Origin of the sequence: Pseudomonas sp. D1-1 (assembly GCF_051132225.1) — a bacterium.
Taxonomy (GTDB): Bacteria; Pseudomonadota; Gammaproteobacteria; order Pseudomonadales; family Pseudomonadaceae; genus Aquipseudomonas.
In genome coordinates this window covers 5,208,621-5,235,587 of record NZ_CP071676.1, presented here as the reverse complement: position 1 = coordinate 5,235,587, position 26,967 = coordinate 5,208,621, and the positions used below count along the sequence as shown (strand labels likewise).

Sequence of the window (26,967 nt, the reverse complement as noted above, 5' to 3'; positions counted from 1 at the left end):
GGGCGGCGATCCGACGAAGGCGCCATGCCAGGCGCCGCATCACTTGAGCCCAGGCTTGACCCGCAACGCCTTGGCCTTCGCCTCGATCACCAGATACATCACCACGGTAATCAGCAATGGCAGGATGAAGTAGATCGCCCGGTAGGCAATCAGTCCCGCGATCAGGCTGCCTCGCGACACTTCATGCTGCAGCAGCGCGACGAACACCGCTTCCAGCACTCCGAGCCCCGCGGGGATATGGGTAATCACCCCGGCGATGCTGCTGATCAATAACACCCCCAGCACCACGGGATAGTCCAGTTTGCTCGGCAGCAAGGTAAAGATCACCGCCGCCATCAGCGACCAGTTCAGCGCGCCCAGTGCCAATTGCAGGACGGCCATGCGCAGGGACGGCAGATTGATTTCCATACCGCGAATCGTCCAGGCCCGGCGCCTGGAGAAACGGCAGGCCGCCAGGTAACCGCCACTGGCCAGCAACAGCAGCACGCCGACGCCTTGCAGCGCGTTGCTGCTCAGTTTCCAACCCGGCGGCATGGTCACCAGGCCGCTGCTGAACACTACGCCGGCCAGGGTCATGTAGCCGAACCAGTTGGTGGCCAGGCTCAGGCCGAGGATCTTGGCGATGTTGCCAGTGCTGACGCCGAGCCGCGAATACAGCCGATAGCGCATGGCGATGCCGCCGACCCAGGCACTGAGATTCAGGTTGAAGGCGTAACTGATCACTCCCACCGGCAGGATCTGCCGCCAGCCGAGTTTCTGCCGGATGTAGGTGCGACCGATCAAGTCGAAGCAGGCGTAGGTGATGAAACTGGTGATCGTCAGCGCGGCGGCGATCAGCAGCGTGCGCAGCTTGAAATCCGCCAGGGTGGCGAATACTTCGGACCAGTCGATGCGGCGCGCCAACGCGGTGAACAGCACAATCAGCAGCAGGAAAAAAGCCAGCGTCAGCGGGCGTTTCCAGCGGCTCCAGCGCGACTTGGGCTTGGCCTGTTCCGGCGCCTGGGCGTCTCCCGGCGCGGTCTGCGCTTCAGAGTGGTTCATGGGGTTCGCTCCGGACCGCCGTCGGCGGTGAAAAAGGTTTCAGACGCGGTTTATGGGCCGGCAGCCATCCGGCCCAGGCCGGGAAGTGACGCAGGAAGTGGAACACCATGAAACCGATGGTCATGCGCCAGAGCAGCCCGCGCGGTGCGTGGTTCTCGGGCATGATGGTGCAATGGGTGCGGCTCAAGTGATCGAGGCGCTCGAACAGCTCGCGGTTGAACGCACGGTCGCGGATCAGCACGTTGGCTTCCAGGTTCAGGGACAGGCTCAACGGGTCGAGGTTGCTCGAGCCGACGGTACTCCAGTCCTCATCCACCAGGGCGACCTTGCCGTGCAGCGGCCGCTCGCAATATTCATAGATCGTCACGCCGGCCTTGAGCAGATAGTCGTAGAGCATCCGCGCGGCAAGCTTGGCGATCATCATGTCCGGTTGCCCCTGCAGGATCAGCCGCACCTCCACGCCACGCCGGGCGGCGTTGCGGATCTCGCGCAGCAACCGGTAGCCGGGGAAGAAATAGGCATTGGCGATCACTACCCGCCGCTGGGCGCTGCGCAGCACTTGCAGGTAGACCTCCTCGATGTCGGTCTGGTGCTCATGGTTGTCGCGATAGACCAGGCGCACCTGGCCGTCATGATCATTGAACGCCAATTCGGTGCGACGGCTGCGGCGGCGTTGCCACCAGTATTTGGCCCGGCCCGGCCGCCCGGTCTGGAGCAGCGCAAAATGATGGATATCCACCACCGCCGGGCCCTTGATCTCCACGGAGTAATCCTGCTTGGCCTCGGGACCGAAGTCGCCCAGGTGGTCGGCGGAGAAATTGATCCCGCCGATAAACGCGATCACACCGTCCACCACGACGATCTTGCGGTGCAGGCGGCGGAACCAGTTGGTGCGGATGCCCAGGTGCCTCGGAGCCGGGTCGAACATCTGCAGGCGCACCCCGGCCTCGCTCAACGACGCGAGAAACTCGGTGGTCAGTTCGCCACAACCGAAACCGTCGAGATTGACGGTAATACGCACTCCACGCTTGGCCGCATCCACCAGCAGGTCGCGCAGTTCAAAGCCGACCTTGTCCTCGAACAGAATGAAAGTCTCCAGGAGAATTTCTTCCTGGGCACGGCGAATTGCCTCGAAAACCCGTGGGAAATATTCCTCGCCATTTTCCAGCAGCGTGACACGGTTGTTGCCGTGCCAGCCGTATTCGATATCGTTCAGCGCCGGGTTGCTCTCGGTCGGCGGGACCTCGATCTTTTCCACCGTTGCCTTGTTCATCGTCGCGCTCATAATTCGATCTCCACCGACAGCGGTGCGTGGTCGGAAAGGTGCGACCAGGGACGTACATTCAATACTTTGGCGTGATGGGCCTTGAGGTTGCGCACGTAGATGCGGTCCAGGCGCAGGATCGGCAGGCGTGCCGGAAAGCTGCGGGCCGGCTTGCCCCATTGTTCGGCGAAGACTTCCCGCAGGCCGCAGGGGGCGAGCAGGTCATTGGCCTTGCCGCGCCAATCGTTGAAGTCACCGGCGACAATCACTGGCGCTTCAGGCGGCAGCTCACTTAGGCGCTGGCAAAGCAGTTTCAGTTGCTCGACGCGATGACCTTCGCGCAACCCCAGGTGCACACAGATCGCATGCACGTCCTGGCCTTCGCCACCCGGCAGACGCAGCACGCTGTGGAGCATGCCGCGGCTCTCGTGGCCGCTGATGGAGACGTCGAGGTTCTCGTGGCGAATGATCTGGAATTTCGACAGCAACGCGTTGCCATGGTCGCCCGCCGGGTACACCGCGTTGCGCCCATAGGCGAACTGCGGCCAGAGGGTGTCAGCGAGAAACTCGTATTGCGGGATGCTTGGCCAGTTGCTGTAGCGCTGGGGGTGGTGCTCGTGGGTGCCATGCACTTCTTGCAGGAACACCACGTCGGCGGAAACGCTGCGCACGGCTTCGCGCAGTTCCGGCAGGATGAAACGCCGGTTCAGGGCGGTGAACCCCTTGTGTGTATTGACCGTCAGGACGGTGAAGCGGCTGACCCGTTCGAAATCCCGCAACGATTGCTGGGTCGGGTCACGGGTGGCTTCGCTGGATTCTGGCGTAGTCATGGCAATACCCCTTCGGCCGGGCGCACGCCGGGAGCGGTGGCGAGATGCTTGTCCAGGTCGAAGCGCTCCAGCAGGTGGCGCGCGTCATACGGCGCGCGGACTTTGATGTCGTTGTCGAAATAGCAGAACACTTCCCGGCTCTTGCGCGCCCGGGGTTTCTTTTTCGGATCGATCAGGTGGGCGTCACTCGGCTGAGTGCCGTGGCTCCAGGCTTCGATCCGATCGCCCCAGCGCTTCAGCGCCTCGTCGGTATAGCCGCTGGCGTATAGCTCTTCGGCGCCGTGCAGGCGCAGATAGACGAAATCGCTGGTGACGTCCTCGCGATACGGCCATTTTCCAGCGGTATCCGCCACCACCAGGGCGACGTCGTAACGTTTGAGCAGGGCGACGAAGCGTGGATCGATAAAGCTCTCATGACGGATTTCGACGGCATGGCGCAGCGCACGCTTCTTGTCGGTCGTTGTGCTGGCATGGCCGTCCAGGCGTGGTTCATGCTCGCGTGCCAGCGCGGCGGCGGCTTCGGTGTCGTGGGGCAATTGCTTGAGAAATTCTTCGAAGAGCTCGGGGTCGAATTTGAAGCTCGGCGGAAACTGCCAGAGGATAGCCCCGAGTTTTTCCTTGAGTTCCAGCACCCCGGAGGCGAAGAAGTTCGCCAGCGGCTTGTGGATGTCCCGCAGGCGCTTGATGTGAGTGATGAACCTTGGCGCCTTGACGCTGAAGACGAAGTCGTCCGGCGTCTCGGCGTACCACTGGGCATACCGTTCGGGACGTTGCAGGGCGTAGAACGATCCATTGATTTCGATGCTGTTGACCGCGCGAGAGGCGAATTGCAGTTCCCGCTTCTGAGCCAGCCCCTTGGGGTAGAAATCCCCCCGCCAAGGCGTGTAGCGCCAACCGGAAATGCCAATGTGGATCGCCGTCATGTATCCCTCCCGTGCCAATGACCTCGTACCGCCTGTGTCTTTTGATGACCGCCGCGCGGGCTGGAAAGTTTCGGTGGTCTTACCGACGGAAAGGTGGCGAGCCGTTGTGGCGAGGGGATTTATCCCCGCTGGCCTGCGCAGCAGGCCCAACAAGGACGGGTGCAATCATCCTGAAACAATCGAGGCGCCAGATTTTAAAGCTGCTGCGCAACCCAGCGGGGATAAATCCCCTCACCACAAGGGCGTGCATTGACCTTTCTGGCGAACTTGCCGGCTGATTCTTGATCAGTTCCTTACTTGTCCCGTGTAAAGGAGCCCCGCGTTTTGTCTCGATTGAGCACCGTATTGCTGTTGGTCCTGCTGACGCTGACCGGCACCAGCGCCTACGGGACCGCTGCTGTCCCTGGCGCCTCCAATCCCAGTGAGGCCCCGGCCGAGCCCGAACCGCTGGTGCAGGGCGGTTTGCTGGGCGCGATCAGTTCGAGCATCGATGACGTCCAGGACAAGCTCGACCTTAACCAGAGCCTGGTGGACGCCTGGCGCCTGCGGGCGGACCGGGCGGCGGACGAAGTCGATCGCCTGGTGGACCAGACGTCCCGTTCCACATGGCGCGTGGCGGGGGATTTCCTGCTGCTCTCGGGCGTATGGCTGGGGACGTTTGCGCTGATATGGACCGCCGCGCGATTGCTGGTGCGCCGCTTGCGCCGGCGCCGCTGGCTACGCACCCGCCAGCGGGTGCTGGACGTGCTCGGCTATGTGCTGCCCTATACCTTGCCGGCTGTGGCCTGTCTGCCGCTCACCCTTTACGTCAGCCACTTCCTGCAAGTCTCGGTCGGTCGCGCCCTGGCGCTGTGTTTCGCCTACGCCACCAGCAGCGGTATTTTTTCCACGTCGGTGCTGCTCTGCGTGATCGTGATGTTCAACGCCGGGCACAAACGGCGAGCGGTGGCGATGCTTCGTCGTTTCACCCCGCGGCCGTTGTTCCTGATCGGCTTTCTGGCCGCCCTCAGCGATGCACTGACCAGCCCGCAGATCGCCCGGCAACTGGGCGGCAATATCACCAGCAGCGTTGCGGTGTTCACCGGGCTGTCGGCGTCGATGATCTTTGGCTGGCTGGTGATCCATATGCGCCGGCCGGTGGCCCACCTGATCCGCAACCGACCGTTGGCCCAGCGCTTGAAACAGCCGGCGTTGCAGGAGTCCTTGCGGATTTTTTCCGGTCTCTGGTACTGGCCGATCCTGCTGATGGTGCTGGTGTCGGCGGTGAGCCTGATCGGCGTCGGCGAAGACAACCAGAAAGCCCTGCGTTGCGCCCTGTTCACCACCATCCTGTTGATCGCGATGGTGTTCCTCAGCACCATATTCCAACACGTCTTCAAGTCGCCCAAGGCCGAAGCCATCCAGCGTAACAGCGCCTACAAGGGACGACTGTTGAGCTTGCTGCACGCCTTGGTGCGCATCGTCATGGCGGTGGCGTTCATTGAAATCCTCGGGCGGATCTGGGGGATTTCCCTGTTCGAATTCGCTTCGCGCAACGCCGTGGGCCGGGCGATCAGTGACTCCTTGAGCCGCATCGGCCTGATCTTCCTGATGACCTGGCTGACCTGGGTGGTGCTCGACACGGCGATCCAGGAGGCTCTCAAGCCGCCGCTCAACAAGCGCGGCGCCCGCCAACCCAGCACGCGAGTCAAGACCATCCTGCCGCTGCTGCGCAACGCCGCCAAGATCATCCTGGTGGTGATCTGCGCGATCACCACCATGGCCAACCTGGGCATCAACGTCGCGCCGTTGCTGGCCGGTGCCGGGGTGGTGGGGCTGGCGATCGGTTTCGGTTCGCAGCAACTGGTACAGGACGTGATCACCGGGTTGTTCATCATCATTGAAGACACGCTGTCCATCGGTGACTGGGTGGTACTCAGCTCGGGCCACGCAGGCACTGTCGAAGGCCTGACCATCCGCACCCTGCGTCTGCGCGACGGCAAGGGGTTTGTGCATTCGGTGCCGTTTGGGCAGATCAAGGCCGTGACCAACCAGTCCCGGCAATTCGCCTTTGCGTTTTTCTCGGTGCAGTTCACCTACGACACCGATGTGGACCGTGCCATTGAATTGATCCGCGAGGCTGGCGATTCGATTTCCGAAGACCCGTTCCTCAAGTTCAACCTGCAAGGGCCGCTGGATGTGTTCGGCGTGGACAAGATGGACCTCAACGGGCTGGTGCTCACCGCCCAGTTCCGCACTGTGTCAGGCGGGCAATATGCGGTGAGCCGGGCGTTCAACCAGCGGCTCAAGAATCTTGTGGATAACGAGCCGTCGGTGCATTTTGCGCAGACTTATCCACAGCAGGTGGTGATGCCGAAGCGGTTGGCCGAGGAGCCGAAGGCAGGGAATGAACAGCCTGATCAAGCTCAATGATGTGGTAAAGCGGAGTGCCTCTTCGCGAGCAGGCTCGCTCCCACATTGGATTTGCGGTGAATGGTCAACCTGTGGGAGCGAGCCTGCTCGCGAAGGGGCCGCCCAGACACCCTCAACTTTTCTGGATGAGCTTGCTCCTGGCCTCAGCCATCCCTTGAGCATCCAGCTCCACCCAGAACTGCGGCTTGCCGGCAATCAGCGCCGCCACCGGCAACCCATCGCGATATACCAGTCGATTACTCGCCAGCGCCGGCACTTTCGCTCCCGGCAGCAAGGTCCCGGCGAGGTTCAGCGGATCCACCCCACACACCGCGATCAGGCTGCCATCGCTGGGACGGCGCCGCGTTTCGCGCAGCAGGGGAATGGCTTCGGGCAAGGCAAATTGCTCGCCGGCCAGCCCGCTGACAAACCGCCCGCCGCGAATCTCGCCGCGTGCCTCCAGGCGATGGAAAGTGCGCAGTAACTCGCGCCAGCTCGGTAGCCAATCGGCCTCGCGCTCCAGCAGACGCCAGAACACCACGCCGTAACGGCGCAGCAGGGTCATGGCGATGTGTTCCAAGGTCTCGGGCGCAGTCGGCGCCGGGCGGTTACCCGGTTGCGCAGCAGGCGAACTGCGGCGCAACAAGGCCCAGCGCCCGGCGTCGTCCATGCCGCCGACAAACGCTCCACGCCCGCGCCGGCTGCTGCGGGCCTGGCGCTTGCTGGCGGGAGTGATCAAGGCTCGCAGCCCGGCGAAGCTGTCGGCGTTCACCAGCCCGGCGCCCACCAGTTCCTGCAAGGCGCTTTCCAGTTCGCTGCGCAGCAGATGGGCTTCGTGCAGCAACTCATCGAAAAACAATGCGCCGTGCTCGCTGAGGGCCTGGTGGACTTTTTGCGTCCTCGGCGACAACTCGTCGAGCGGCGTCTGCTCGGCTAGGCTGCTCCAGAGCCCGACCTGGCGGCGCGGCAGCAAGACGATCGGCGTGCTGCGCAAGGCGCTGGCGGACAGCTTCTGGCGGGCGCTCAGGCGCGTCCAGACAAACTTGCCGCTGCGACACAGTTCGTCGAGCCAGCTCGCTGAATAATCCTTGATCCGCGCCGGCAACAGGTCGCTGTCCCAGGCCGAGGCGGCCGCCGGATAACCTTCGAACTGGCTGACGATCGATGGCAATACGGCGTTGCCCCGGCCTTGGGCGGATGGCGACAGGTGCTGCCAGTCGAAGAGGAATCGCATGAAATCCTGCAGCGTCACCGGCTCGATTTCCCGGCGCAGGCGCTTGACGGTGTAGCGGTGGATCCGCGCCAGCAGGTGCCGCTCGCACCATTCTTCCTGCCCGGTGCCCGGCGTAAACCGACCGCGCAGCACATACCCTTGTTGCTCCAGTTGGGCCAGGGCCTGGGTCGCTTGCGCGGGTGACAACCCCAGCGGATAGGCGATCGCCGTCAGCGGCTGCGGGCCGAAGGCGCTGAGTCGCGCCCGCAGCACCTCGACCACGGCGTCGTCGCTGTCCCACTGCTCATCAAACCCCGGCAGTGGCGTCAGCGGCGGCTGCCATCGGGCCTGTGGATAAATTGCTTGCAGGCACGTCAGCCGTTCCAGCGGTACCCACAAACCACGCTCCTCGCTGATCCGCACATGGCTGGCGCGACCGCGCTCGGCCAGGGTCCGCAAGCCCTCCAGCCACGACGGCTCGGCGTCGGCTTCGCTGTCGGCGATGCACGCCAGGCTCATCAGCGCTTCATGGATTTCATCGATATTGCTCGGCGTCGGCCAGGCCTCTTCCCGCACCGCCTGAATGGCTTCGGCGTCCAGCGCGCCGAGGTCATCGGTGGATTGCGGATCGCTCCAGCGGCGATTGATCACCGCTTGGGTGCGGCGTTCTTCCAGGGGCGCGTCGTCGAGAAAGGTGTAGGGCCGGGCACTGAGAATTTCCGCCGCCAGGGGCGAGGGCGCCGGCAGGTCGCGGCTGACCAGGCGGATCTCGCCCGCTTCCATGCGTCGCAACAGGGCCAGCCAGCCTTCGCTGTCCATGGCTTCGTGCAGGCAATCGTCGAGAGTCTGTTCCACCAGCGGATGGTCGGGAATCTCTCGCTCGCCGGCGAGATTTTCCAGGCACGCGATCTGGTCGGGAAAAACGCTGGCGATCAGGTCTTCGCTCTTCATGCGCTGGATCTGCGGCGCGACCTTGCGCCCACCGGCGTAACGCGGCAACGCCAGGGCCACGCCGGCGTTCCAGCGCCAGCGCACCCCGAACAACGGCGCATCCAGCACCGCCTGGATCAGGATCTGTTCGGCGCTGTGGCTGTTGAGGTAACGCCAGACCTCGTCCAGCTCGAAGCTGTGGCTGGTGGATAACGAGAGCACGATGGCGTCTTCGCTGGCGGCGGCCTGCAATTCGAAATTGAAGGTACGGCAGAAACGCTTGCGCAGGGCCAGGCCCCAGGCGCGGTTGATGCGGCTGCCGAACGGCGTGTGGATGATCAGTTGCGTACCGCCGGATTCGTCGAAAAAGCGCTCCATCAGCAGCGTGTCCTGGGACGGCAGGGCGCCGAAGGCCAGGCGCGCCGGAGCGAGGTAATCGAGCAGTTGCTCGGCGCTGGCGAGGTTCAGTTGCAGGGTCCCGGTCAGCCAGTCGAGGGCCGGTTGCAGATTGCCCGGTGTGGCGCCGAGCAGTTCATCCAGGCGGGCTTGGAGGCGGGCCACGGCCTCGGACAGCTCGGCGCTGCGCCCTGGGGCTTCGCCGAGCCAGAACGGGATGGTCGGCGGTTGACCCTGGGCGTCCTCGACCCGCACGCGGCCACTTTCGACGCGGATGATCCGGTACGAGGTATTGCCCAACTGGAACACGTCGCCGGCAATGCTCTCGACCGCGAAATCTTCGTTGACGCTGCCGATGTTCAGGCCCTGGGGTTCGAGCAGCACGCTGTAGTCGGCATTGTCCGGAATCGTGCCGCCGCTGGTCACGGCGGTGAGCTTGCTGCCTCGGCGCCCGCGCAAGGTCCGACTGACCGCGTCGCGATGCAGGTACGCGCTGCGCACACCCTGGCGGCCATTGACGCCCTCGGCGAGCATCTGCAACAGCGCCTGGTAGTGATTTTCGTCGAGTTCGGCGTAGGGCGAGGCACGGCGGAACATCTCCAGCAGCGCCTGTTCGTGCCATTCCTGGCAACTGACCTCGGCGACGATCTGCTGCGCCAGCACATCCAGCGGCGCCTCGGGGATGTGCAGGATGTCCAGCTCGCCACGGCGCACGCAGTCGAGCAGGGCGACGCACTCGATCAGGTCGTCGCGAGTGGTGGCGAACAGACGCCCCTTTGGCGTGCCGCCGACCTGGTGGCCGGAGCGTCCGACCCTTTGCAGGAACGCCGAGATCGAACGGGGCGAGGCGATCTGGCAGACCAGGTCGACATCGCCGATGTCGATGCCCAGCTCCAGGGACGCGGTGGCGATCAATACCTGCAGTTCGCCGCGCTTGAGGCGTTGTTCGGCGTCGAGGCGAAATTCCTTGGCCAGGCTGCCGTGATGGGCCGCCACCGCCTCCTTGCCCAGGCGCTCGCTCAAATGCCGGCTCAGGCGCTCGGCCAGGCGCCGGGTATTGACGAACACCAGCGTGGTCCGGTGTTGCCGGGCCAGTTCGGCGAGCCGGTTGTAGACCAGTTCCCAGACATCGTTGGCCATCACCGCCGAAAGCGGCACGGGCGGCACTTCGATGTCCAGGTCCCGTGGGCGGGCGTGGCCGATGTCGACGATTTCACAGGTGCGTCCCTGGCCGACGAGAAAGCGCGACACCGCTTCGATGGGTTTTTGCGTGGCGGACAGTCCGATGCGCACCAGCGGTTCGGCGCACAGCGCTTGCAGTCGCTCCAGGCTCAAGGCCAGGTGGCTGCCGCGTTTGCTCGCGGCGATGGCGTGGATTTCATCAATGATCACCGTGCGCGTGCTGGCGAGCATCTGCCGGCCGGAATCGGAACCGAGCAGCACGTAGAGCGATTCGGGCGTGGTCACCAGGATGTGCGGCGCGGTCTTGCGCATCGCCGTGCGATCTTTTTGCGGTGTGTCGCCGGTGCGCACCGCCGTGGTGATGGGCAACGGCGGCAAGCCCATTCGTTGCAACTGCTCGGTGATGCCGGCCAGGGGATTTTGCAGATTGATGCGGATATCGTTGCTCAACGCCTTGAGCGGCGAGACGTAGACCACCAGGGTCTGGTCCGGTAGACCGCCTTGCTCCAGGCCGCGATGCACCAGGTCATCGAGCACCGCGAGAAACGCCGTCAAGGTCTTGCCCGAGCCGGTGGGCGCCGCGACCAGCACCGAACGTCGTTGGCTGATCAACGGCCACGCCCGGGCCTGGGCGGCGGTGACCGCCGGGAATGTCTGGCTGAACCAGGCGCGAACGGCGGGGTGAAAGCCTGCCATGGCGTGGTCGGCTGGAAGGGGCAGATTCATGAGGGGCAGTTTAGGCGGGTGGGGTGGGTAGGATGCAAGTACCGTCCGGGATCTCTATTGCCTGGCAGGGCCCCTTCGCGAGCAGGGGATCTCGACTGTGCATGCAATCATGTGGGAGCGAGCTTGCTCGCGATGGCGGCCTCAAGGCCTGCGCAAAGCCACGATCTGCACATTACGGATGACGGTTGCGCACTAAACCCGCAAAATGCAACGATTCCGACCACGCCCACGGGCGTTGTCGACCAAAAATCTTGTGCCAACAGACTGGGCCTGCTGACTTTATGCGAATGCGCCTTATGTTACTGGGCGGCGGAAATGCCCTTGGGCAGGCGCTGATTCGCCTCGGTGCAGAAGAAGACATCGGTTTTCTTGCCCCCCGCCCGCCCGAAGATGGCTGGGATGCCGCGAGCCTGACGCAGTTGCTCGACGACACCCGGCCGGACGCCTTGATCAACCTGGCGTACTACTTCGACTGGTTCCAGGCCGAGACCGTCAGCGAGCAGCGCCTGGCGAGCCAGGAGCGGGCGGTCGAGCGCCTGGCCGAACTGTGCCAGCATCACAACATCGTCCTGGTGCAACCCTCGAGTTACCGTGTATTCGACGGCTCGCGCGCCACCGCCTACAGCGAAAAAGACGAGCCGGTGCCCCTGGGCTTGCGTGGCCAGGCACTGTGGCGCATCGAGCAAAGCGTGCGCGCCACCTGTCCGCAGCATGTGCTGCTGCGTTTTGGCTGGCTGTTGGACGACAGCGCCGATGGCATCCTCGGACGGTTCCTGGCCCGGGCCGAGCAGCCCGAAGAGCTGCTGCTGGCCGACGACCGCCGGGGTAATCCGACACCGGTCGACGATGCGGCGCGGGTAATCATTTCGGTGCTCAAACAACTCGATTGCGCGGCGCCGCTGTGGGGCACGTACCATTACGCCGGACACGAGGCGACGACGCCGCTGGCGCTGGGCCAGGCAATTCTTACCGAAGCCCGCGCCCTGCACCCGCTGGCCATCGAGTCACCCACGCCCCAGGCCCACGCCGCGCGGCCGGACGCCGCCGAAGAACCGCAGCACGCGGTACTGGCCTGCAAGAAAATTCTGCACACTTTCGGGATCAAGCCACGCGCCTGGCGCGCCGCACTCCCGGGCTTACTGGATAGGTTTTATCGCCATGGCTAAAGGCCCTGTTTTAATCACCGGCGGCGCCGGTTTCATCGGTTCGCACTTGACCGACGCGTTGCTCGCCAACGGCCATTCGGTGCGCATTCTCGATGACTTGTCCACCGGCAAGCGCAGCAACCTGCCGCTGGACAACCCGGCAGTCGAACTGATCGAAGGCGACGTCGCCGATGCGGCGCTGGTCGCCCGGGCCATGGCCGGGTGCAGCGCGGTGGCGCACCTGGCGGCGGTGGCCTCGGTGCAAGCCTCGGTGGACGACCCGGTACGTACCCACCAGAGCAATTTCATCGGCACCCTGAATGTCTGCGAGGCCATGCGCCAGGCGGGCGTGAAACGGGTGCTGTTCGCTTCCAGCGCCGCGGTCTATGGCAACAATGGTGAAGGCCAGTCCATCGACGAAGACACCTCCAAGGCGCCGCTTACGCCCTACGCTTCGGACAAGCTGGCGAGCGAGTTCTACCTCGACTTCTACCGGCGCCAGCACGATCTCGAACCGGTGATGTTCCGCTTCTTCAACATCTACGGTCCACGCCAGGATCCGTCCTCGCCGTACTCGGGGGTCATCAGCATTTTCAGCGAGCGGGCCCAGAAAGGCTTGCCGATCAGCGTGTTCGGCGACGGCGAGCAGACCCGGGATTTCGTCTACGTGGAAGACCTGGTACAGGTGCTGGTGCAGGCCATCGAGAAACCTGAAGTGCAAGCGGGCGCGGTGAATGTCGGCTGGAACCAGGCCACCACGCTCAAGCAGATGCTCCAGGCCCTGGCCGACGTGGTCGGGGATTTGCCCGCGATCAGCTACGGCCCGGCGCGCTCCGGCGACATTCGCCATTCGCGGGCTGATAACCGTCGGTTGCTGAAGCGTTTCGACTTGCCGGCGCAAACGCCGATGAGCGTGGGCCTGGCGCGGTTACTCGGGCGCTGAGTTTCACCAGCCAAAAAACTGTGGGAGCGAGCTTGCTCGCGATAGCGGTGGGTCAGTCAACATTATTGCCGACTGATCCACCGTCATCGCGAGCAAGCTCGCTCCCACAGGGGCTTTCGTTCCTTCAGGTTCGGCTCAGAACTTGTAACCCAACCCCACCATGTAGACGAACGGATCCACGTCCACGTCAACCTTGGCCCGCGTTCCGCCGGCCACCGCGTTGTTGTCGACATAGGCGGTGGTGTCGATGTCGATGTAGCGGACCTGGCCGTTGATCATGATGTTGTCCGTCAGCATGTAGTCGGCGCCGACTTGCCACGCCATGCCCCAGCTGTTGCTCGCCCGGAAGTTGCTGAAACCGTTGGCGCTGGCGTCGCTGCCGACGTGTTCGTCATAGATCCAGGTGTAGTTGATGCCGGCGCCGACGTAAGGCTGGAAGGCCGACTTGGCGTCGAGCGGGTAGTAGACCAGGCTCAGGGTCGGCGGCAAGTGCTTGAGTGTGCCGAGCTTGCCGTTGGCCGCGCCCAGGGCGGTGCCTTTGATTTTCACGTCGTGCTCGAATGGCGAGGCCGCCAGCAGCTCGATCCCCCAATTGTCGGTGAGCATGTAGGCGAAGTTCAGGCCCAACTGAGTGTCGCTGCTCATGGTCGCCTTGCCGCCCAGGTCGGCACCGGCCAGCGGGCCACGGTCGACCTTGACGCTGGAACTGTCGGCATCCGGATTGACGGTGATGGCGCCGGCGCGAACGATGATATCGCCGGCGGTATGGGCCTGGGCGAGTGGTGCCGCGAGCGCGAGGGCGACGAGGGAAGCGCTGAGCAGAGACTTTTGCATGGGGGCTCCGGAGAACATTCAAAAAGGATGTCCCATGTTACGAAGCCGCCTGGAGCGGTCTTTTGACTCAGCTCAATGAAAGTGTGATGAGTGGGTCTTGAGGCTTCGCGAGCAGGCTCGCTCCCACAGTGGATCGGCTGTGAACACGAATCTTGTGGCCGACGCTGAACCCTGTGGGAGCGAGCCTGCTCGCGAATGCTATTTCACTGGAAACCATCGGCTACCAGACTCACTCCGGCAGCTCATACACGTAAATCTTCTGCGCCTCCATCTGATACCCGGCATCGGCCAGTTCACTGGTGGATGGCTTGACCTGCATCGGCCCTTCCACCCAGTACGGTTGATAAAGCTCGTCGAGCTTGACCCCGACTTCGCTTTTCACATGCACGATCTGGTTCGACGGCGGGGGCGGCACGTGGATGCAGGCGCCGAAATACGGCACCAGCAGGAAGTCGGTCGTGCGGCCTTCCTCGCTGACCTCCAGCGGCACGATATAACCCGGCAAGCGAATCTGCTGGCCGTCCAGGGCCTTGACCACCGGGGCGTTGGGCATGTCCTGCCGGGCCGCCGGCGCGGATTCGGCGGCCAGGGCGTCGCTCATTTTCGACAGGTCATGCAGGGGCGTCATGTTCGGCACTTCCGGCGGCGCGTCCGGCGGGATCATTTCCGACCAGGCCAGGTCTCTCGGCTCGGCCGCCCACAATGGCAGGCTGACCAGCATCAACAGCGCAAGCAGGGCGCGGGGCATTTTCAACGTCCTCATAAACGGATCGACAGGCCATCGGCCAGCGATTGGCGATAGGCGCGCCAGGCCGGCACGCTGCCCATCAGCAAGGCGGCGACCAGAATGCCAGCCAGCAGCGTCCATTCATACTCGCTCGGCCAGCCCAGCGGCAGATACAGGCCGTAGGCCGACTGCACGTAACCCTGGGCAACGGCGATGCCGATGTACAGCAAGGCCAGCCCGGAGATGACCCCGGCCAGCGCCAGCGCAAAGGCTTCGAGCACCAGCAGCGTCGCGATGTGCCACGGCCGCGCGCCCACCGAGCGCAGGATCGCCATTTCCCGGCGGCGCTCGTTGAGGCTGGTGAGGATTGCCGTGAGCATGCCGATCAAGCCGGTCAGCACCACGAACAGTGAAATCACGAACAAGGCTTTTTCCGCCGTGCCCATCAGGCTCCACAACTCTTGCAGCGCCACACCGGGCAGGATCGCCAGCAGCGGCTCGCCACGGAATTCGTTGATTTCCCGTTGCAGCGCAAACGTGGAAATCTTGCTGTTGAGGCCCAGCATGAAGGCGGTGATCGCCTTGGGCGTAAGGTCCATATTGCGGGCCTGGTCGGCGCTGATACGGCCGTTGCCCTGGGCCGGCACGCCATTTTTCCAGTCGATATGGATCGCCTCCATGCCGCCGAGGCTGATGTGCAGCGTGCGGTCCACTGGCGTGCCGGTGCGCTTGAGAATCCCGACCACGGTGAACGGTTTGTCGTCGTGCTTGACCAGGCTGATGGCCGCCACGCCGTGGGCCAACACCAGCTTTTCGCCGAGTTTGTAATGCAGCGCCTCGGCCACTTCCGCGCCGAGCACCACTTCGAACGGATCGCTGACGAATGCCCGGCCGTCCGCCAGTTCCAGATGCTGCCGGCGACCGTACTGGTAATGCTCGAAGTAGGCCTCGGTGGTGCCCATCACTCGATAACCGCGATGGGAATCGCCAAGGGACATGGGGATCGCCCATTTCACTTTCGGATTGCTGGCGAACTGCTCGAAGCTGTCCCAGCGAATGTTATTGGTGGCGTTGCCGATGCGAAACACCGAGTACAACAGCAGGTTCACCGAACCGGAGCGAGCGCCGACAATCAGGTCGGTGCCGCTGATGGTGCTGGCGAAACTGGCCCGCGCCTCGGTACGCACGCGCTCCACGGCCAGCAGCAGGCAAACGGAAAGGGCAATGGCAAAAGCGGTGAGGATCGCCGTGAAGCGGCGGTTCGCCAGGCTGGCCATGGCTAGACGGAACAAATACATCTCAGACCTCGAGTGGCGTGGCGGCGCGATTGAGATCGGCCAGCGAGAGGTGACGATCGAACAGCGGCGCCAGGCTCTGGTCGTGGCTGACAAACAGCAGGCTCGAACCGGCTTCGCGGCATTCGGCGAAAAGCAGCCGCAGGAAGTTTTCCCGGGCGTCGTAATCCAGCGCCGAGGTCGGCTCGTCGGCAATCACCAGTTCCGGTTGGCCGATCAGCGCGCGGGCGGCGGCGACCCGTTGTTGCTGGCCGATGGACAATGAGTCGGCGCGGCGATCCAGCAGGCTCGAATCGCTCAGCCCGAGGTGAGCCAGCAGCGTGGCGGCGGCTTGATCGACGCTGCCATGGCGTTGCTTCGCCCGTTGCGCGCGTAATGTCGAGAAATGGCAGGGCAGCTCGACGTTTTCGCGCACCGAGAGAAATGGCAGCAGGTTGAACTGCTGGAAAATGTAGCCGGTATGGTCCACGCGAAAGCGGTCGCGGCGGCCGGCGCCCAGTTCGCTGAGTTCCTGACCGAGCAGGCGGATGCTGCCGCGATCCGGTGTCTGCACACCGCCCAGCAGCCCCAGCAACGTGGTCTTGCCGCTGCCGCTGGGGCCCTTGAGAAACAGAGTTTCACCGGCCTCCAGGCGAAACGCCGGGATATCCAGCAAGAGCGGATGCCCGGGCCAGCTGAAGCCCAGGTCGGACAGTTCGATGAGTGCTTGGGTCATGTCGCCGATTTTTCAGGTTAACGGAATACCTGTGGGAGCGAGCCTGCTCGCGAATGCGGTGAGTCAGCCAACATCGTCGTTGAATGTACTGGCGCATTCGCGAGCAGGCTCGCTCCCACATCGGGATTTTGCGGTGGATCAGAATTTCAGTGCAGGGGCCTTTGCCGTCACTTCAACGCCTTGCTGACCGCTCGGGCCGATCAGTTGTACCTGAATTTTCTGGGTGGCCGGGAAGGTTTTGAACAGGGTCGCCAGGTCCAGGTTCTTCAAGGCGCCCGGAGCGGCGCAGGTGAACTGGTAGTGGGCATGGATCTCGCTGTGCTCGTCGTGATGCTCGTCGCCGTCTTCGTCGTGGTCTTCATGGTCCGGCTCATCGCCGAAAAGCGGGCTCTCCAGCTCCTGATGGGCCACGGTGCACTTGGCCGCGGCCGGCAGGTTGAACAGCGCCAGGGGTTTATCCAGCTGCGCCCGCACGGCGGCGACCTTGGCCTTGTCGGCATCGCTGGTGGCGGCGTGTTCGAAGCCGACCAGGTTCATCGCCGGGCTCTCCAGCTCCAGTTCCAGGGTCTGGCCGTCCAGCGCGGCGTTCAGCCGAGCGACGCCGTGTTCATGGGCGCCGAGGCTGCCGTGCTCATGGTCATGGTCGTGATCATGCTCGACGGCCGCGTGAGCGACAGCCAACGGCAGCAGGGCGAACGGCAAAGCGAGAAGCAGACGACGCATGACGAGTCTCCGGAAAGGTTATGTAATCTTATAACGAAAGTGCGCAGAGTTTGACCGTCTGCTTGGCGTCGCGCAAGGCCCATGGGAGCATGCGTAGATGAAATCTTCAGGAGCACGGTGATGTTGCGGATACGCGGAACCGTCGGCGAGTGGCCGGTGGACTTGACGATCGAGATGGATGAAGGCGACTGGGCGCAGCTCGGCGCGCAGCTGCAGGTGGCCAAGTCCGAGGTTGCGACGACACCGTCGGCCAGGCCGGCGAGTCAGGACGATGCCCAATGGCAGATCGCCAAGGAACTGCTGCGCAAGGCCGGGCAATTGACCGGCCCGGACTTGCTGGAGCAGCTGGAAGGCCTGACCGGCAGCGCTTCGTCCGGCAAGCGGCTGTTGGTGCGTCTGCGCCACAGCGCCGAGGTCAAGGTGCTGAGCGGCGGGGATACGCCGCTCTACAGCTGGGTCGGTCAGTAAAGCGCGGCGAACAGCTTGCGGCGATAGGTCGTCACCAGCGGGTGGTCATTGCCCAGCAGCTCGAACACTTGGAGCAAGGTCTTGTGCGGCAGGCCTTCGCTGTAGCTGCGATTGCGGATGAACAGCTTGAGCAGCGCATCGAGGGCGGGTTCGTACTGCTGGCGCGCCAGTTGCTGGATCGCCAGTTGATACACCGCTTCATCATCTTGTGGGTCTTTCGCCAGGCGCGCCTTCAGGTCGGCGGCGTCCGGCAGGTCCTTGGCCAGGCCGAGGAACTGGATCTGCGCCTTGGCACCGGCCAGTGCGGCCTTGTGTTCGTCACTTTTCACGGCATCCAGAACTGTCTGCGCTTCGTCCAGCTCGCCGCGCTCGGTCAGGCAGCGGGCATAGAGGATCAGCGCCTTGGCGTTGCTGTTGTCTTCCACCAGCAGTGCCTTGAGCAGGGCTTCGGCGTCGGCGAAACGACCGTCGTCGAACAGCGCCTGGGCTTGTTCCAGCGGATCGGCGGCGGCTGGCGGCGGCATCTGCACATGGGGTTCGAGCATTGCCCGCACCGCCGATTCCGGCTGGGCACCGGCAAAGCCGTCGACCGGCTGGCCGTCCTTGAACAACACAACGGTGGGCAGGCTGCGAATGCCGAAGCGGGCGACGATGTCCTGCTCGATGTCGCAGTTGACCTTGGCCAGCAGCAGTTCACCCTGGTAGCTCTCGGCGATGCCTTGCAGCATCGGCATCAGCGCCTTGCACGGCGCACACCACTCGGCCCAGAAATCCACCAGCACCGGTTTGTGGAAGGAGTTGGCGATTACCGACTGGTCGAAATCGGCAGTGGTGGCGTCGAAGATGTACGGCGTGTCCTGGGTCATGGGAAGTCTCGTAGAACGCTTGAATGGGGCAACTATACGGCTTGGTGGGGGATGGCTGAAAGTCGGGACTTGCGGCGCCTGATGCACCGCTTTCGCGAGCAGGCTCGCTCCCACAGTGTTTTGTGGTGCCGGCAACTTCTGTTAACTGAACAAAATCCCTTGTGGGAGCGAGCCTGCTCGCGAAGCTTTCAGTCGCGCCGCGCGTGGTACAGGCTCACATGCCGAAACTCCTCCGGCTCGGCCAGGTCCGGCAGAGTCATGGCTTCGAGCATTTCAATACGGCGATACAGCGGATGCTGGAAATCGCGCACCCGGGAGTCCGCCACCAGCGCCTCGCGGCCACGGCTGAGGAACTGGTCGAGCAACGGCAGGTTGGCCCGGTCATAAAGCACATCGGCGACCAGGATCAGGTCGAAGCGATCGGCTTCGGCGAAAAAGTCCGCTGAATAATTCAGCTCTACGCCGTTAAGCGCGGCGTTGGCCCTTGACGCGGCAAGCGCCAACGGATCCAGGTCGCAGGCCACCACTTCGCGCGCCCCGGCCTTGATCGCCGCGATACCCGCCACGCCGGAGCCGGCGCCGAAATCCAGTACCCGCTTGCCCTCGACCCACTGCGGGTGTTCGGCCAGGTAGCGGGCCAGCGCCAGGCCGCTGGCCCAGCAGAAACTCCAGTAAGGCGGTTCGTGGAGGATGCGGCGGGTTTCCTCCGGGCTGAAGGCCCGGTCCATGTTCTCGCCGTCGATCAGCCACAACGCCAGGTCGGTGCCGGATAGCGCACAGGACACCAGGCGCGCATCGCCCAGCAGCTCGACCAAGGCACCTTGCAGGTGCTGCGGTGCCTTCATGGAGCTTTGACGAATTGCAGGACGCCCAGCGCCTGGGTGGTCGGTTGCGTGATGCGTTGTTCCGGCAGATGCAGGATCAGTTGGCCGGACTGGCTGGCGCGGCCGCGCAACTCGACACGGGCGCCGACCGGGAACGCTTCCGGATTGAAGCGCAGGCGAAAGGGCAGCGCCTGGTTGGTGCCGATCAGGCTGGAGCTGGCGAGCAGTTGTTGCGGGCGGTCCTTGTCATCGATCACCAGTAGCGCCAGTTCGACTTCGGCGCCGGCCGGTACGCCTTGCAGGGTGCCGCTCAATTCGCGCTGATGGGCCGGCAGCGGGCCAAGCTCGGTGGCCTGCCGGGCCTTTTCCTGGGCCTGTTTCGGCGCTGGGGCCGGGGCCGGGGCGGGGGCAGCGGGCTTGGGGGCGTCGCTGCTGCACGCCATCAGCAGGCTGAAGAGACTGAGCAAAACGAGCGATCGTAGCGGCATGGGTGGCTCCAGCAAGGTGAATTCCGTGGGTCTTACAATAGGCCCGTCTGTATACCGTAAACCCTATGGCTTGTCTTGCCAGTGGGATGCGCTACCATGGCCCTCCCTTTTTTTGTTGCCTGCCACCATGCACTGTCCCTTCTGCGGTGCCAACGACACCAAAGTCATCGACTCGCGACTGGTCGCCGAGGGCGAACAGGTCCGCCGCCGCCGCGAATGCCTGGCCTGCGGCGAGCGTTTCACGACGTTCGAGACCGCTGAACTGGTGTTGCCGCGCCTGATCAAGACCGACGGCAGCCGCCAGCCGTTCGATGAAGAAAAACTGCGCGCCGGCATGCAGCGCGCCCTGGAAAAACGCCCGGTGAGCGTCGAGCGTCTGGAAGCGGCGCTGGTGCACATCAAGCACAAGCTGCGCGCGACGGGCGAGCGTGAGGTCAAGTCCCTCGTCGTCGGCGAGTTGGTCATGGCCGAGCTGCAAAAGCTCGATGAAGTGGCCTATATCCGCTTCGCCTCGGTGTACCGGCGTTTCCAGGACCTCAACGAGTTCCGCGAGGAAATCGACCGCCTGGCCCGCGAACCGGTGAAAGAATGACCGGCGCGGCGCAGCAGGCCGTCCTCGACGCCCACTACATGGCCCGCGCCCTGGAACTGGCGCGGCGCGGTCACTACAGCACCCACCCCAACCCCCGGGTCGGTTGCGTGATCGTGCGCGACGGGCTGGTGGTCGGCGAAGGCTGGCACATCCGTGCGGGCGAACCCCATGCCGAAGTCCATGCCCTGCGCGCCGCTGCTGACAAGGCCCGGGGCGCGACGGCCTACGTGACCCTCGAACCTTGCAGCCACCATGGGCGCACGCCGCCCTGCGCCGATGCGCTGGTCAATGCCGGCGTGGCGCGGGTGGTCGCGGCAATGCAGGACCCCAATCCGGAAGTCGCCGGGCGCGGCCTGCAGCGTCTCGCCCAGGCCGGCATCGCCACACAAAGCGGCGTGCTCGAAGGCGAAGCGCGCAAGCTCAACGAAGGGTTTCTCAAGCGCATGGAGCACGGCCTGCCGTTCGTGCGGGTCAAGCTTGCCATGAGCCTGGATGGCCGTACCGCCATGGAAAGCGGCGAGAGCCAATGGATTACCGGCCCGGCCGCTCGCTCAGCGGTGCAACGCCTGCGCGCCCAGGCCAGCGTGGTGCTGACCGGCGCCGATACGGTACTGGCGGACAACGCCCGGCTGACCGTGCGTGCCGATGAGCTTGGGCTGGACGCCGAGCAGACCGCGTTGGCCATGAGCCGTCCGGCGCTGCGGGTGCTGGTGGACGGTCGTCTGCGGGTGCCGCTGGATGCGCCGTTCTTCAGAGCGGGCCCGGCGCTTGTCGCTACCTGCATGGCGGTTGAGGAACAGTACGCCAACGGCCCTGAATGCATGATCGTCGCCGGGGAAGATGGCCAGGTCGATCTGCATCGCCTGCTGCTGGAGCTGGCGGCCCGTGGCGTCAATGAAGTGCTGGTGGAAGCCGGCCCGCGCCTGGCGGGTGCTTTCGCCCGGCAGGGGTTGGTCGACGAATTCCAGATTTTCATCGCCGGCAAGTTCCTCGGATCCACGGCGCGGCCATTGCTCGATTGGCCGCTGGCGCAGATGAAAGACGCGCCGCAGCTTCAAATCACCGACATTCGCGCCGTGGGCGATGACTGGCGAGTCATCGCCGTCCCCGCTCCGCAGGCCAGCGTATAATTCCCGGCTTTCGCGCAAGCGACGGTCCGTTCTCGAGGAGGACTCCATGTTTACCGGCATCATCGAATCCATCGGCAGCATCCGTGCACTCACTCCCAAGGGCGGCGATGTGCGGGTCCACGTCGAAACCGGCAAGCTCGACCTGAGCGACGTCAAGCTGGGCGACAGCATCGCCGTGAACGGCGTCTGCCTGACCGCCGTGGAACTGCCGGGCAATGGTTTCCTGGCGGACGTCAGCCGGGAAACCCTCGACTGCACCGCGATGAACGACCTCAAGAGCGGCAGCCCGGTCAACCTGGAAAAAGCCCTGACCCCGACTACCCGCCTGGGTGGGCACCTGGTCAGCGGTCATGTCGATGGCGTCGGTGAAGTGGTGTCGCGTACCGATAACGCCCGGGCCGTGGAGTTTCGTATCCGCGCTCCGAAAGAACTCGCCAAGTACATCGCCCACAAGGGCTCGATCACGGTCGACGGCACCAGCCTGACCGTCAACGCGGTGGATGGTGCCGAATTCCTGCTGACTATCATCCCGCACACGCTGAGCGAAACCATCATGGCCTCGTACCGGCCTGGTCGCCGGGTCAACCTGGAGGTCGACCTGCTGGCCCGTTACCTGGAGCGCCTGCTGCTGGGCGACAAGGCTGCCGAACCTGCGGCCGGTAACATCACTGAAAGCTTTCTGGCCGCCAACGGCTACCTCAAATCCTGACCCAAGGGGGTGCCGCGTGGCGCTCAATAGCATCGAAGAACTGGTTGAAGACATCCGCCAAGGCAAGATGGTCATCCTCATGGATGACGAAGACCGCGAGAACGAAGGCGACCTGATCATGGCCGCCGAATGCTGCAAGGCCGAACACATCAATTTCATGGCCAAGCACGCCCGTGGCCTGATCTGCATGCCGATGACCCGTGAGCGCTGCGAGCTGCTGAAGCTGCCGTTGATGGCGCCACGCAACGGTTCCGGGTTCGGCACCAAGTTCACCGTGTCCATCGAGGCCGCCGAGGGCGTGACCACCGGTATTTCCGCCGCGGACCGGGCGCGTACCGTGCAGGCCGCTGCGGCCGCCGACGCCAGGGCCGAAGACATCGTCAGCCCCGGTCACATCTTCCCGCTGATGGCCCAGGCCGGCGGCACCCTGGCCCGCGCCGGCCACACCGAAGCGGCGTGCGACCTCGCGCGTATGGCCGGTTTCGAGCCCGCCGGCGTCATCTGCGAAGTGATGAACGACGACGGCACCATGTCCCGTCGCGCCGAGCTTGAGGCTTTCGCTGCCGAGCACGACATCAAGATCGGCACCATTGCCGATCTGATCCACTACCGGATGATCCACGAGCGTACCGTTCAGCGGATTGCCGAGCAGCCGCTGGACAGCGAACTGGGCCAGTTCAACCTGGTGACCTACCGCGATTCGGTGGAAGGCGACGTGCACATGGCGCTGACCCTGGGAACCGTGTGCGCCGAAGAACCGACTCTGGTTCGCGTGCACAACATGGACCCACTGCGTGACCTGCTAATGGTCAAGCAGCCGGGCCGCTGGAGCCTGCGCGCGGCCATGGCCGCGGTAGCCGAGGCCGGCAGCGGCGTGGTGCTGTTGCTCGGGCACCCGCTCGATGGCGATGTGCTGCTGGCGCACATTCGCGAAACCACCGAACATCAACCGGTGAAAAAACCGACCACCTACAGCATCGTCGGGGCCGGTTCGCAGATCCTGCGCGACCTGGGCGTACGCAAAATGCGCCTGATGAGCGCACCGATGAAATTTAATGCGATATCCGGTTTCGATCTGGAAGTTGTAGAATACGTGCCCTCCGAATAATGGCCTGCGGATTCCGGCTTGTTGTTCAGGCTTGTTAGAACCATTGTGGCGAGGGGATTTATCCCCGCTGGACTGCGAAGCAGTCCCAAAAAGAGGGGCCGCTGCGCAGCCCAGCGGGGATAAATCCCCTCGCCACAGATGTATGAGCCGATGGCAATCCGGAATCTGCGGCGCTGTATTTGAGACTAATATCACTGAGGAGCACGTATAGAACGTGCTCCGGCTCTTTAAGAGAACTGACGAATGACCCTGAAGACCATCGAAGGTACCTTCATCGCCCCCAAGGGCCGCTACGCGCTGGTAGTCGGCCGTTTCAACAGCTTTGTGGTTGAGAGCCTGGTCGACGGTGCGGTCGATGCCCTGGTTCGCCATGGCGTGAGCGAAGGCGACATCACCATTATCCGTGCCCCTGGCGCCTTCGAAATTCCGCTGGTTGCGCAGAAAGTCGCACAAAAAGGCGAATTTGCGGCGATCATCGCCCTCGGCGCGGTCATTCGTGGCGGTACTCCACACTTCGAATACGTGGCCGGCGAATGCACCAAGGGCCTGGCCCAGGTGTCCATGGAATTCGGCGTACCGGTTGCCTTCGGCGTGCTGACCGTTGATTCCATCGAACAAGCCATCGAACGTTCCGGCACCAAGGCCGGTAACAAAGGTGCCGAAGCTGCCCTGTCCGCCCTGGAAATGGTCAGCCTGCTGGCGCAGTTGGAGGCCAAGTGATTAGCGACGAAAGCGATCGTTTCAATCCGCGCGAGCCGAAACCGGCCGACGCCGGCAAGCCTTCGAAGAGCGTCAAGCGCCGCGAAGCCCGTCAGCTCGCGACCCAGGCCCTGTACCAATGGCACATGGCCAAGCAGTCGCTGAACGAGATCGAAGCGCAGTTTCGCGTCGATAACGACTTCAGCGATGTCGATGGCGCGTATTTCCGCGAGATCCTGCATGGCGTCCCGGCCCACAAGACCGAAATCGATACGGCCCTGGCACCTTGCCTGGACCTGACGATCGATGAATTGGACCCGGTTGAGCTGGCTGTGTTGCGCCTGTCCACCTGGGAACTGATGCAGCGCGTCGACGTACCGTACCGCGTGGTGATCAACGAAGGGATCGAGCTGGCGAAAGTCTTCGGTTCCACCGATGGCCACAAGTTCGTCAACGGCGTACTCGACAAGCTCGCCCCGCGTCTGCGTGAAGCCGAAGTGAAGGCGTTCAAGCGCTGATTGGCGCTTGTAGCGGCTATGGGCGAATTTGAGCTGATCCGTCACTACTTTGCCGCCGCTGCCTGTGCGCAAGGCGGCGAGGGCGTTGCGCTCGGAATCGGCGACGATTGCGCCCTGCTGGCCGTTCCTCCCGGAGAACAGCTCGCGGTATCCACCGACACGCTCGTGGCCGGTGTGCATTTTCCGGACCCTTGCGACCCGTTCCTGCTCGGCCAGCGCTCGCTGGCCGTGGCGGTCAGCGACCTGGCCGCCATGGGCGCCAGTCCTCTCGCCTTTACCCTCGCCCTGACCTTGCCGACGGTGGCCGCCGATTGGCTGCAGGCGTATGCCCGTGGCCTGAACCAGATGGCCCAGGCTTGTGGTGTAGCACTGGTGGGGGGCGATACCACCCACGGGCCGTTGAGCCTGACCATGACCGTGTTCGGCCGCGTGCCGTGCGGCCAGGCGCTGACCCGCAGCGGCGCGCAACCCGGCGATCTGCTTTGCGTCGGTGGTGACCTGGGCAATGCGGCTGGCGCGTTGCCGCTGGTTCTCGGCGAGCGCAGTGCCGAGCCTGCTATCGCCGAGCCGCTGCTGGCTCACTACTGGTCGCCACAACCGCAGATCGGCCTTGGCCTGGCTCTACGGGGCAAGGCCAGCGCGGCAATGGACATTTCCGATGGGTTGTTGGCGGACTGCGGGCATATCGCGCTGGCATCCGGCGTGGCGTTACGGGTTGAACGGGACCGGTTGCCGTTGTCCAACGCTCTGTTGGCGTTTGGCCTGCCGCAGGCACAACATGCCGCCCTGAGTGGCGGCGACGACTATGTGTTGCTGTTCACCCTGCCGCCGGTCCGATTGTCGGCACTTCTCGCCGAAGGCTGGCCGATTCATGTGGTCGGCAGTGTCACGGCGGGGCAGGGCGTCATGCTGGTCGACAGTCTTGGACAGGACATCACCCCGCCAATCCGGGGCTATCAACATTTTCGGGAGACACCGTGACAGATCATCCCAACCAGGTTCCGGCAGAATTCGTTCCGCCCTCGGTCTGGCGCAATCCCTGGCATTTCATGGCGTTTGGCTTCGGTTCGGGCACGTTGCCCAAAGCGCCAGGCACATGGGGCTCGCTGGTTGCGCTACCCTTCATACCGTTGTGGCAGATGTTGCCGGATTGGGGCTACTGGCTGATGCTCGGCATCACCATGCTGTTCGGCTTCTGGCTGTGCGGCAAAGTGGCGGATGATTTGCGGGTGCACGACCATGAAGGCATCGTCTGGGACGAGATGGTCGGCATGTGGATTACCCTGTGGCTGGTACCGGAAGGCTGGTATTGGTTGTTGACGGGTTTCCTGGTGTTCCGCTTCTTCGATATCCTCAAGCCGTGGCCGATCCGCTGGATCGATCGGCATGTACACGGCGGGGTAGGCATCATGCTCGATGACGTATTGGCCGGCGTGTTCGCCTGGCTGGCAATGCAAGGGTTGGTGTGGTGTTTTACCTGAGGGAACCAGGCATGGGCGTAAGCCGCACACTGTTGCTGTTGTTGTGTCTCGGGGCGTTGCTCGGTGTTCGCGTGGCCGAGTCGGCGCCGTTGCCCGGCAAGATCCGCGCGGCCAGCGAGGAGTGGGCCGACTACACCCAGGCGGATGGCCAGGGCATGGCCTGGGATATCCTGCGCGAGGTGTTCGAACCCGAAGGCGTCAAGCTGGAAACCCGCAGCGTGCCTTACACCCGTTCGATCGGCCTGGTGCAGCGTGGCGAAGTCGACGTGCAGGTCGGTGCCTATCGCGACGAATCCGAGGGGGTGCTCTACCCCAATTGGCACTACGACGTCGATCACATCTATGCGTTGGGCCTGGCGTCAAAGCCCTCTCCCACGTTGGCCACGGTGGGTAATTACCGGCTGGTGTGGATGCGCGGGTACGAATACAACAATTATCTGCCGAACATCCGGCGCTTCAATGAAATCCACCGCTCCGTGGGGATCCTGCCGATGCTGGTCCACGACCGTGCCGATTTTTATATCGATGCGTTGATGGAAATCCAGGATGTGCTCGCCAAGGCCGACGACCCCCAGCAGTTCAAGCTCTCTGCGCTGATCAACCTGCCGCTGTACCTGGGCTTTGCCGACACCGAAAACGGACGTGCCTTGCGTGCACTGTTCGACCGGCGCATGGACGTGCTGGTGAAAAGCGGCCAATTGAAGCCGATTTTCGAACGTTGGAAGCAGCCCTATCCCTTCGACGAGAGTGGCAAGCCACCAAAGCCGTGATCAAACTTTTCGATGGTAATGGTTGATAATTCAGCC

The 26,967-nt window shown here is 63.8% G+C and carries 26 protein-coding genes; 13 read left to right on the top strand and 13 right to left on the bottom strand.

Going from position 1 to position 26,967, the window contains the following annotated elements; all coding sequences use genetic code 11:
• Positions 1-39: 39 nt before the first annotated feature.
• The 4 genes from J3P86_RS23620 to J3P86_RS23605 are packed head-to-tail and all read right to left on the bottom strand — an operon-like array spanning position 40 to position 4,058.
• Positions 40-1,041, bottom strand: a complete 1,002-nt coding sequence (locus tag J3P86_RS23620) for a lysylphosphatidylglycerol synthase domain-containing protein (protein WP_434698983.1) — start codon at positions 1,039-1,041, stop codon at positions 40-42.
• On the bottom strand, positions 1,028-2,326 hold the full coding sequence (clsB, locus tag J3P86_RS23615; protein WP_434698982.1) for a cardiolipin synthase ClsB: 1,299 nt from the start codon (positions 2,324-2,326) through the stop codon (positions 1,028-1,030). Before clsB ends, J3P86_RS23620 begins: the two co-directional genes overlap by 14 nt.
• The gene (locus tag J3P86_RS23610; protein WP_305498461.1) at positions 2,323-3,135 is read right to left on the bottom strand and encodes an endonuclease/exonuclease/phosphatase family protein; all 813 of its coding nucleotides are present in this window, start codon (positions 3,133-3,135) and stop codon (positions 2,323-2,325) included. The genes clsB and J3P86_RS23610 overlap by 4 nt, the downstream gene beginning before the upstream one ends.
• Complete coding sequence (locus J3P86_RS23605) at positions 3,132-4,058, bottom strand: DUF72 domain-containing protein (RefSeq protein WP_434655285.1); 927 nt, start codon at positions 4,056-4,058, stop codon at positions 3,132-3,134. Before J3P86_RS23605 ends, J3P86_RS23610 begins: the two co-directional genes overlap by 4 nt.
• A 324-nt stretch (positions 4,059-4,382) precedes the next feature.
• On the opposite strand from J3P86_RS23605, the gene J3P86_RS23600 reads away from it, so the two are divergent.
• Positions 4,383-6,470, top strand: a complete 2,088-nt coding sequence (locus tag J3P86_RS23600) for a mechanosensitive ion channel family protein (protein WP_434698981.1) — start codon at positions 4,383-4,385, stop codon at positions 6,468-6,470.
• A gap of 112 nt (positions 6,471-6,582) precedes the next feature.
• On the opposite strand, the gene J3P86_RS23595 is transcribed toward J3P86_RS23600, so the two are convergent.
• The gene (locus tag J3P86_RS23595; RefSeq protein ID WP_434698980.1) at positions 6,583-10,896 is read right to left on the bottom strand and encodes a DEAD/DEAH box helicase; all 4,314 of its coding nucleotides are present in this window, start codon (positions 10,894-10,896) and stop codon (positions 6,583-6,585) included.
• Positions 10,897-11,177: 281 nt separating this feature from the next.
• Here J3P86_RS23595 and J3P86_RS23590 point away from each other — a divergent pair, with 281 nt between their 5' ends.
• The gene (locus tag J3P86_RS23590; RefSeq protein WP_434571510.1) at positions 11,178-12,062 is read left to right on the top strand and encodes a sugar nucleotide-binding protein; all 885 of its coding nucleotides are present in this window, start codon (positions 11,178-11,180) and stop codon (positions 12,060-12,062) included.
• Entirely contained in the window at positions 12,055-12,984 is a 930-nt protein-coding gene (locus J3P86_RS23585) for an NAD-dependent epimerase/dehydratase family protein (RefSeq protein ID WP_434698979.1), read from the top strand. Before J3P86_RS23590 ends, J3P86_RS23585 begins: the two co-directional genes overlap by 8 nt.
• A gap of 135 nt (positions 12,985-13,119) precedes the next feature.
• On the opposite strand, the gene J3P86_RS23580 is transcribed toward J3P86_RS23585, so the two are convergent.
• From J3P86_RS23580 to J3P86_RS23560, 5 genes are all read right to left on the bottom strand, one after another.
• Positions 13,120-13,818, bottom strand: coding sequence for an OmpW/AlkL family protein (locus tag J3P86_RS23580; protein WP_434571514.1), 699 nt, complete (start codon positions 13,816-13,818; stop codon positions 13,120-13,122).
• 229 nt (positions 13,819-14,047) lie between these two features.
• Entirely contained in the window at positions 14,048-14,566 is a 519-nt protein-coding gene (locus J3P86_RS23575) for a DUF3299 domain-containing protein (protein ID WP_434571515.1), read from the bottom strand.
• A gap of 11 nt (positions 14,567-14,577) precedes the next feature.
• Positions 14,578-15,843 (bottom strand): ABC transporter permease, encoded by a 1,266-nt coding sequence (locus J3P86_RS23570; RefSeq protein WP_434698978.1) that lies wholly within the window; start codon positions 15,841-15,843, stop codon positions 14,578-14,580.
• A 1-nt stretch (position 15,844) separates the two neighbouring features.
• The gene (locus tag J3P86_RS23565; protein WP_434571519.1) at positions 15,845-16,555 is read right to left on the bottom strand and encodes an ABC transporter ATP-binding protein; all 711 of its coding nucleotides are present in this window, start codon (positions 16,553-16,555) and stop codon (positions 15,845-15,847) included.
• A 138-nt stretch (positions 16,556-16,693) separates the two neighbouring features.
• Positions 16,694-17,278 carry a DUF2796 domain-containing protein gene (locus J3P86_RS23560; protein WP_434627829.1) on the bottom strand — a complete coding sequence of 195 codons (585 nt, stop codon included), beginning with the start codon at positions 17,276-17,278 and terminating at the stop codon, positions 16,694-16,696.
• Positions 17,279-17,398: 120 nt separating this feature from the next.
• Here J3P86_RS23560 and J3P86_RS23555 point away from each other — a divergent pair, with 120 nt between their 5' ends.
• Positions 17,399-17,746, top strand: a complete 348-nt coding sequence (locus J3P86_RS23555; RefSeq protein ID WP_434627832.1) for a hypothetical protein — start codon at positions 17,399-17,401, stop codon at positions 17,744-17,746.
• Here J3P86_RS23555 and trxA read toward each other — a convergent pair.
• The 3 genes from trxA to J3P86_RS23540 all read right to left on the bottom strand — a co-directional run bounded on the left by trxA (position 17,740) and on the right by J3P86_RS23540 (position 19,924).
• Positions 17,740-18,612 carry a thioredoxin gene (gene trxA / locus J3P86_RS23550; RefSeq protein ID WP_434601972.1) on the bottom strand — a complete coding sequence of 291 codons (873 nt, stop codon included), beginning with the start codon at positions 18,610-18,612 and terminating at the stop codon, positions 17,740-17,742. The two genes, J3P86_RS23555 and trxA, sit on opposite strands and share 7 nt — an antisense overlap.
• A 188-nt stretch (positions 18,613-18,800) precedes the next feature.
• On the bottom strand, positions 18,801-19,457 hold the full coding sequence (locus tag J3P86_RS23545; protein WP_434698977.1) for a class I SAM-dependent methyltransferase: 657 nt from the start codon (positions 19,455-19,457) through the stop codon (positions 18,801-18,803).
• A complete protein-coding gene (locus J3P86_RS23540) occupies positions 19,454-19,924 on the bottom strand; it encodes a YbaY family lipoprotein (protein ID WP_434698976.1) in 471 nt (156 codons plus the stop codon). The genes J3P86_RS23545 and J3P86_RS23540 overlap by 4 nt, the downstream gene beginning before the upstream one ends.
• Before the next feature lie 127 nt (positions 19,925-20,051).
• Between J3P86_RS23540 and nrdR the strand changes: the two genes are divergently transcribed.
• The 9 genes from nrdR (at position 20,052) to J3P86_RS23495 (ending at position 26,931) form a co-directional block, all read left to right on the top strand.
• Positions 20,052-20,516 carry a transcriptional regulator NrdR gene (gene nrdR / locus J3P86_RS23535; RefSeq protein WP_013694316.1) on the top strand — a complete coding sequence of 155 codons (465 nt, stop codon included), beginning with the start codon at positions 20,052-20,054 and terminating at the stop codon, positions 20,514-20,516.
• A complete protein-coding gene (gene ribD / locus J3P86_RS23530) occupies positions 20,513-21,646 on the top strand; it encodes a bifunctional diaminohydroxyphosphoribosylaminopyrimidine deaminase/5-amino-6-(5-phosphoribosylamino)uracil reductase RibD (RefSeq protein WP_434601969.1) in 1,134 nt (377 codons plus the stop codon). The genes nrdR and ribD overlap by 4 nt, the downstream gene beginning before the upstream one ends.
• 46 nt (positions 21,647-21,692) lie before the next feature.
• Positions 21,693-22,355 carry a riboflavin synthase gene (locus tag J3P86_RS23525; RefSeq protein WP_092204487.1) on the top strand — a complete coding sequence of 221 codons (663 nt, stop codon included), beginning with the start codon at positions 21,693-21,695 and terminating at the stop codon, positions 22,353-22,355.
• A 16-nt stretch (positions 22,356-22,371) separates the two neighbouring features.
• On the top strand, positions 22,372-23,463 hold the full coding sequence (gene ribBA / locus J3P86_RS23520) for a bifunctional 3,4-dihydroxy-2-butanone-4-phosphate synthase/GTP cyclohydrolase II (protein ID WP_305498480.1): 1,092 nt from the start codon (positions 22,372-22,374) through the stop codon (positions 23,461-23,463).
• Positions 23,464-23,706: 243 nt separating this feature from the next.
• Positions 23,707-24,183, top strand: coding sequence for a 6,7-dimethyl-8-ribityllumazine synthase (gene ribH, locus J3P86_RS23515; protein WP_039594266.1), 477 nt, complete (start codon positions 23,707-23,709; stop codon positions 24,181-24,183).
• A complete protein-coding gene (gene nusB / locus J3P86_RS23510; protein WP_305498485.1) occupies positions 24,180-24,680 on the top strand; it encodes a transcription antitermination factor NusB in 501 nt (166 codons plus the stop codon). The genes ribH and nusB overlap by 4 nt, the downstream gene beginning before the upstream one ends.
• 18 nt (positions 24,681-24,698) lie before the next feature.
• On the top strand, positions 24,699-25,661 hold the full coding sequence (gene thiL, locus J3P86_RS23505) for a thiamine-phosphate kinase (protein ID WP_434698975.1): 963 nt from the start codon (positions 24,699-24,701) through the stop codon (positions 25,659-25,661).
• Positions 25,658-26,161 (top strand): phosphatidylglycerophosphatase A family protein, encoded by a 504-nt coding sequence (locus J3P86_RS23500; RefSeq protein ID WP_030140455.1) that lies wholly within the window; start codon positions 25,658-25,660, stop codon positions 26,159-26,161. The genes thiL and J3P86_RS23500 overlap by 4 nt, the downstream gene beginning before the upstream one ends.
• 11 nt (positions 26,162-26,172) lie before the next feature.
• A complete protein-coding gene (locus J3P86_RS23495) occupies positions 26,173-26,931 on the top strand; it encodes a substrate-binding periplasmic protein (protein ID WP_434601967.1) in 759 nt (252 codons plus the stop codon).
• Positions 26,932-26,967: the final 36 nt, after the last annotated feature.

Coding starts and splice junctions, on each gene's coding strand:
- J3P86_RS23610 (WP_305498461.1), bottom strand. CDS start 3,135: ATGACTACGCCAGAATCCAGCGAAGCCACCCGTGACCCGACCCAGCAA.
- thiL (WP_434698975.1), top strand. CDS start 24,699: ATGGGCGAATTTGAGCTGATCCGTCACTACTTTGCCGCCGCTGCCTGT.
- J3P86_RS23555 (WP_434627832.1), top strand. CDS start 17,399: ATGTTGCGGATACGCGGAACCGTCGGCGAGTGGCCGGTGGACTTGACG.
- clsB (WP_434698982.1), bottom strand. CDS start 2,326: ATGAGCGCGACGATGAACAAGGCAACGGTGGAAAAGATCGAGGTCCCG.
- J3P86_RS23595 (WP_434698980.1), bottom strand. CDS start 10,896: ATGAATCTGCCCCTTCCAGCCGACCACGCCATGGCAGGCTTTCACCCC.
- J3P86_RS23585 (WP_434698979.1), top strand. CDS start 12,055: ATGGCTAAAGGCCCTGTTTTAATCACCGGCGGCGCCGGTTTCATCGGT.
- nrdR (WP_013694316.1), top strand. CDS start 20,052: ATGCACTGTCCCTTCTGCGGTGCCAACGACACCAAAGTCATCGACTCG.
- J3P86_RS23560 (WP_434627829.1), bottom strand. CDS start 17,278: ATGCGTCGTCTGCTTCTCGCTTTGCCGTTCGCCCTGCTGCCGTTGGCT.
- J3P86_RS23590 (WP_434571510.1), top strand. CDS start 11,178: ATGCGAATGCGCCTTATGTTACTGGGCGGCGGAAATGCCCTTGGGCAG.
- ribD (WP_434601969.1), top strand. CDS start 20,513: ATGACCGGCGCGGCGCAGCAGGCCGTCCTCGACGCCCACTACATGGCC.
- J3P86_RS23605 (WP_434655285.1), bottom strand. CDS start 4,058: ATGACGGCGATCCACATTGGCATTTCCGGTTGGCGCTACACGCCTTGG.
- trxA (WP_434601972.1), bottom strand. CDS start 18,612: ATGACCCAGGACACGCCGTACATCTTCGACGCCACCACTGCCGATTTC.
- J3P86_RS23545 (WP_434698977.1), bottom strand. CDS start 19,457: ATGAAGGCACCGCAGCACCTGCAAGGTGCCTTGGTCGAGCTGCTGGGC.
- J3P86_RS23575 (WP_434571515.1), bottom strand. CDS start 14,566: ATGCCCCGCGCCCTGCTTGCGCTGTTGATGCTGGTCAGCCTGCCATTG.
- J3P86_RS23495 (WP_434601967.1), top strand. CDS start 26,173: ATGGGCGTAAGCCGCACACTGTTGCTGTTGTTGTGTCTCGGGGCGTTG.
- ribH (WP_039594266.1), top strand. CDS start 23,707: ATGACCCTGAAGACCATCGAAGGTACCTTCATCGCCCCCAAGGGCCGC.
- J3P86_RS23565 (WP_434571519.1), bottom strand. CDS start 16,555: ATGACCCAAGCACTCATCGAACTGTCCGACCTGGGCTTCAGCTGGCCC.
- J3P86_RS23580 (WP_434571514.1), bottom strand. CDS start 13,818: ATGCAAAAGTCTCTGCTCAGCGCTTCCCTCGTCGCCCTCGCGCTCGCG.
- J3P86_RS23570 (WP_434698978.1), bottom strand. CDS start 15,843: ATGTATTTGTTCCGTCTAGCCATGGCCAGCCTGGCGAACCGCCGCTTC.
- J3P86_RS23540 (WP_434698976.1), bottom strand. CDS start 19,924: ATGCCGCTACGATCGCTCGTTTTGCTCAGTCTCTTCAGCCTGCTGATG.
- J3P86_RS23620 (WP_434698983.1), bottom strand. CDS start 1,041: ATGAACCACTCTGAAGCGCAGACCGCGCCGGGAGACGCCCAGGCGCCG.
- J3P86_RS23525 (WP_092204487.1), top strand. CDS start 21,693: ATGTTTACCGGCATCATCGAATCCATCGGCAGCATCCGTGCACTCACT.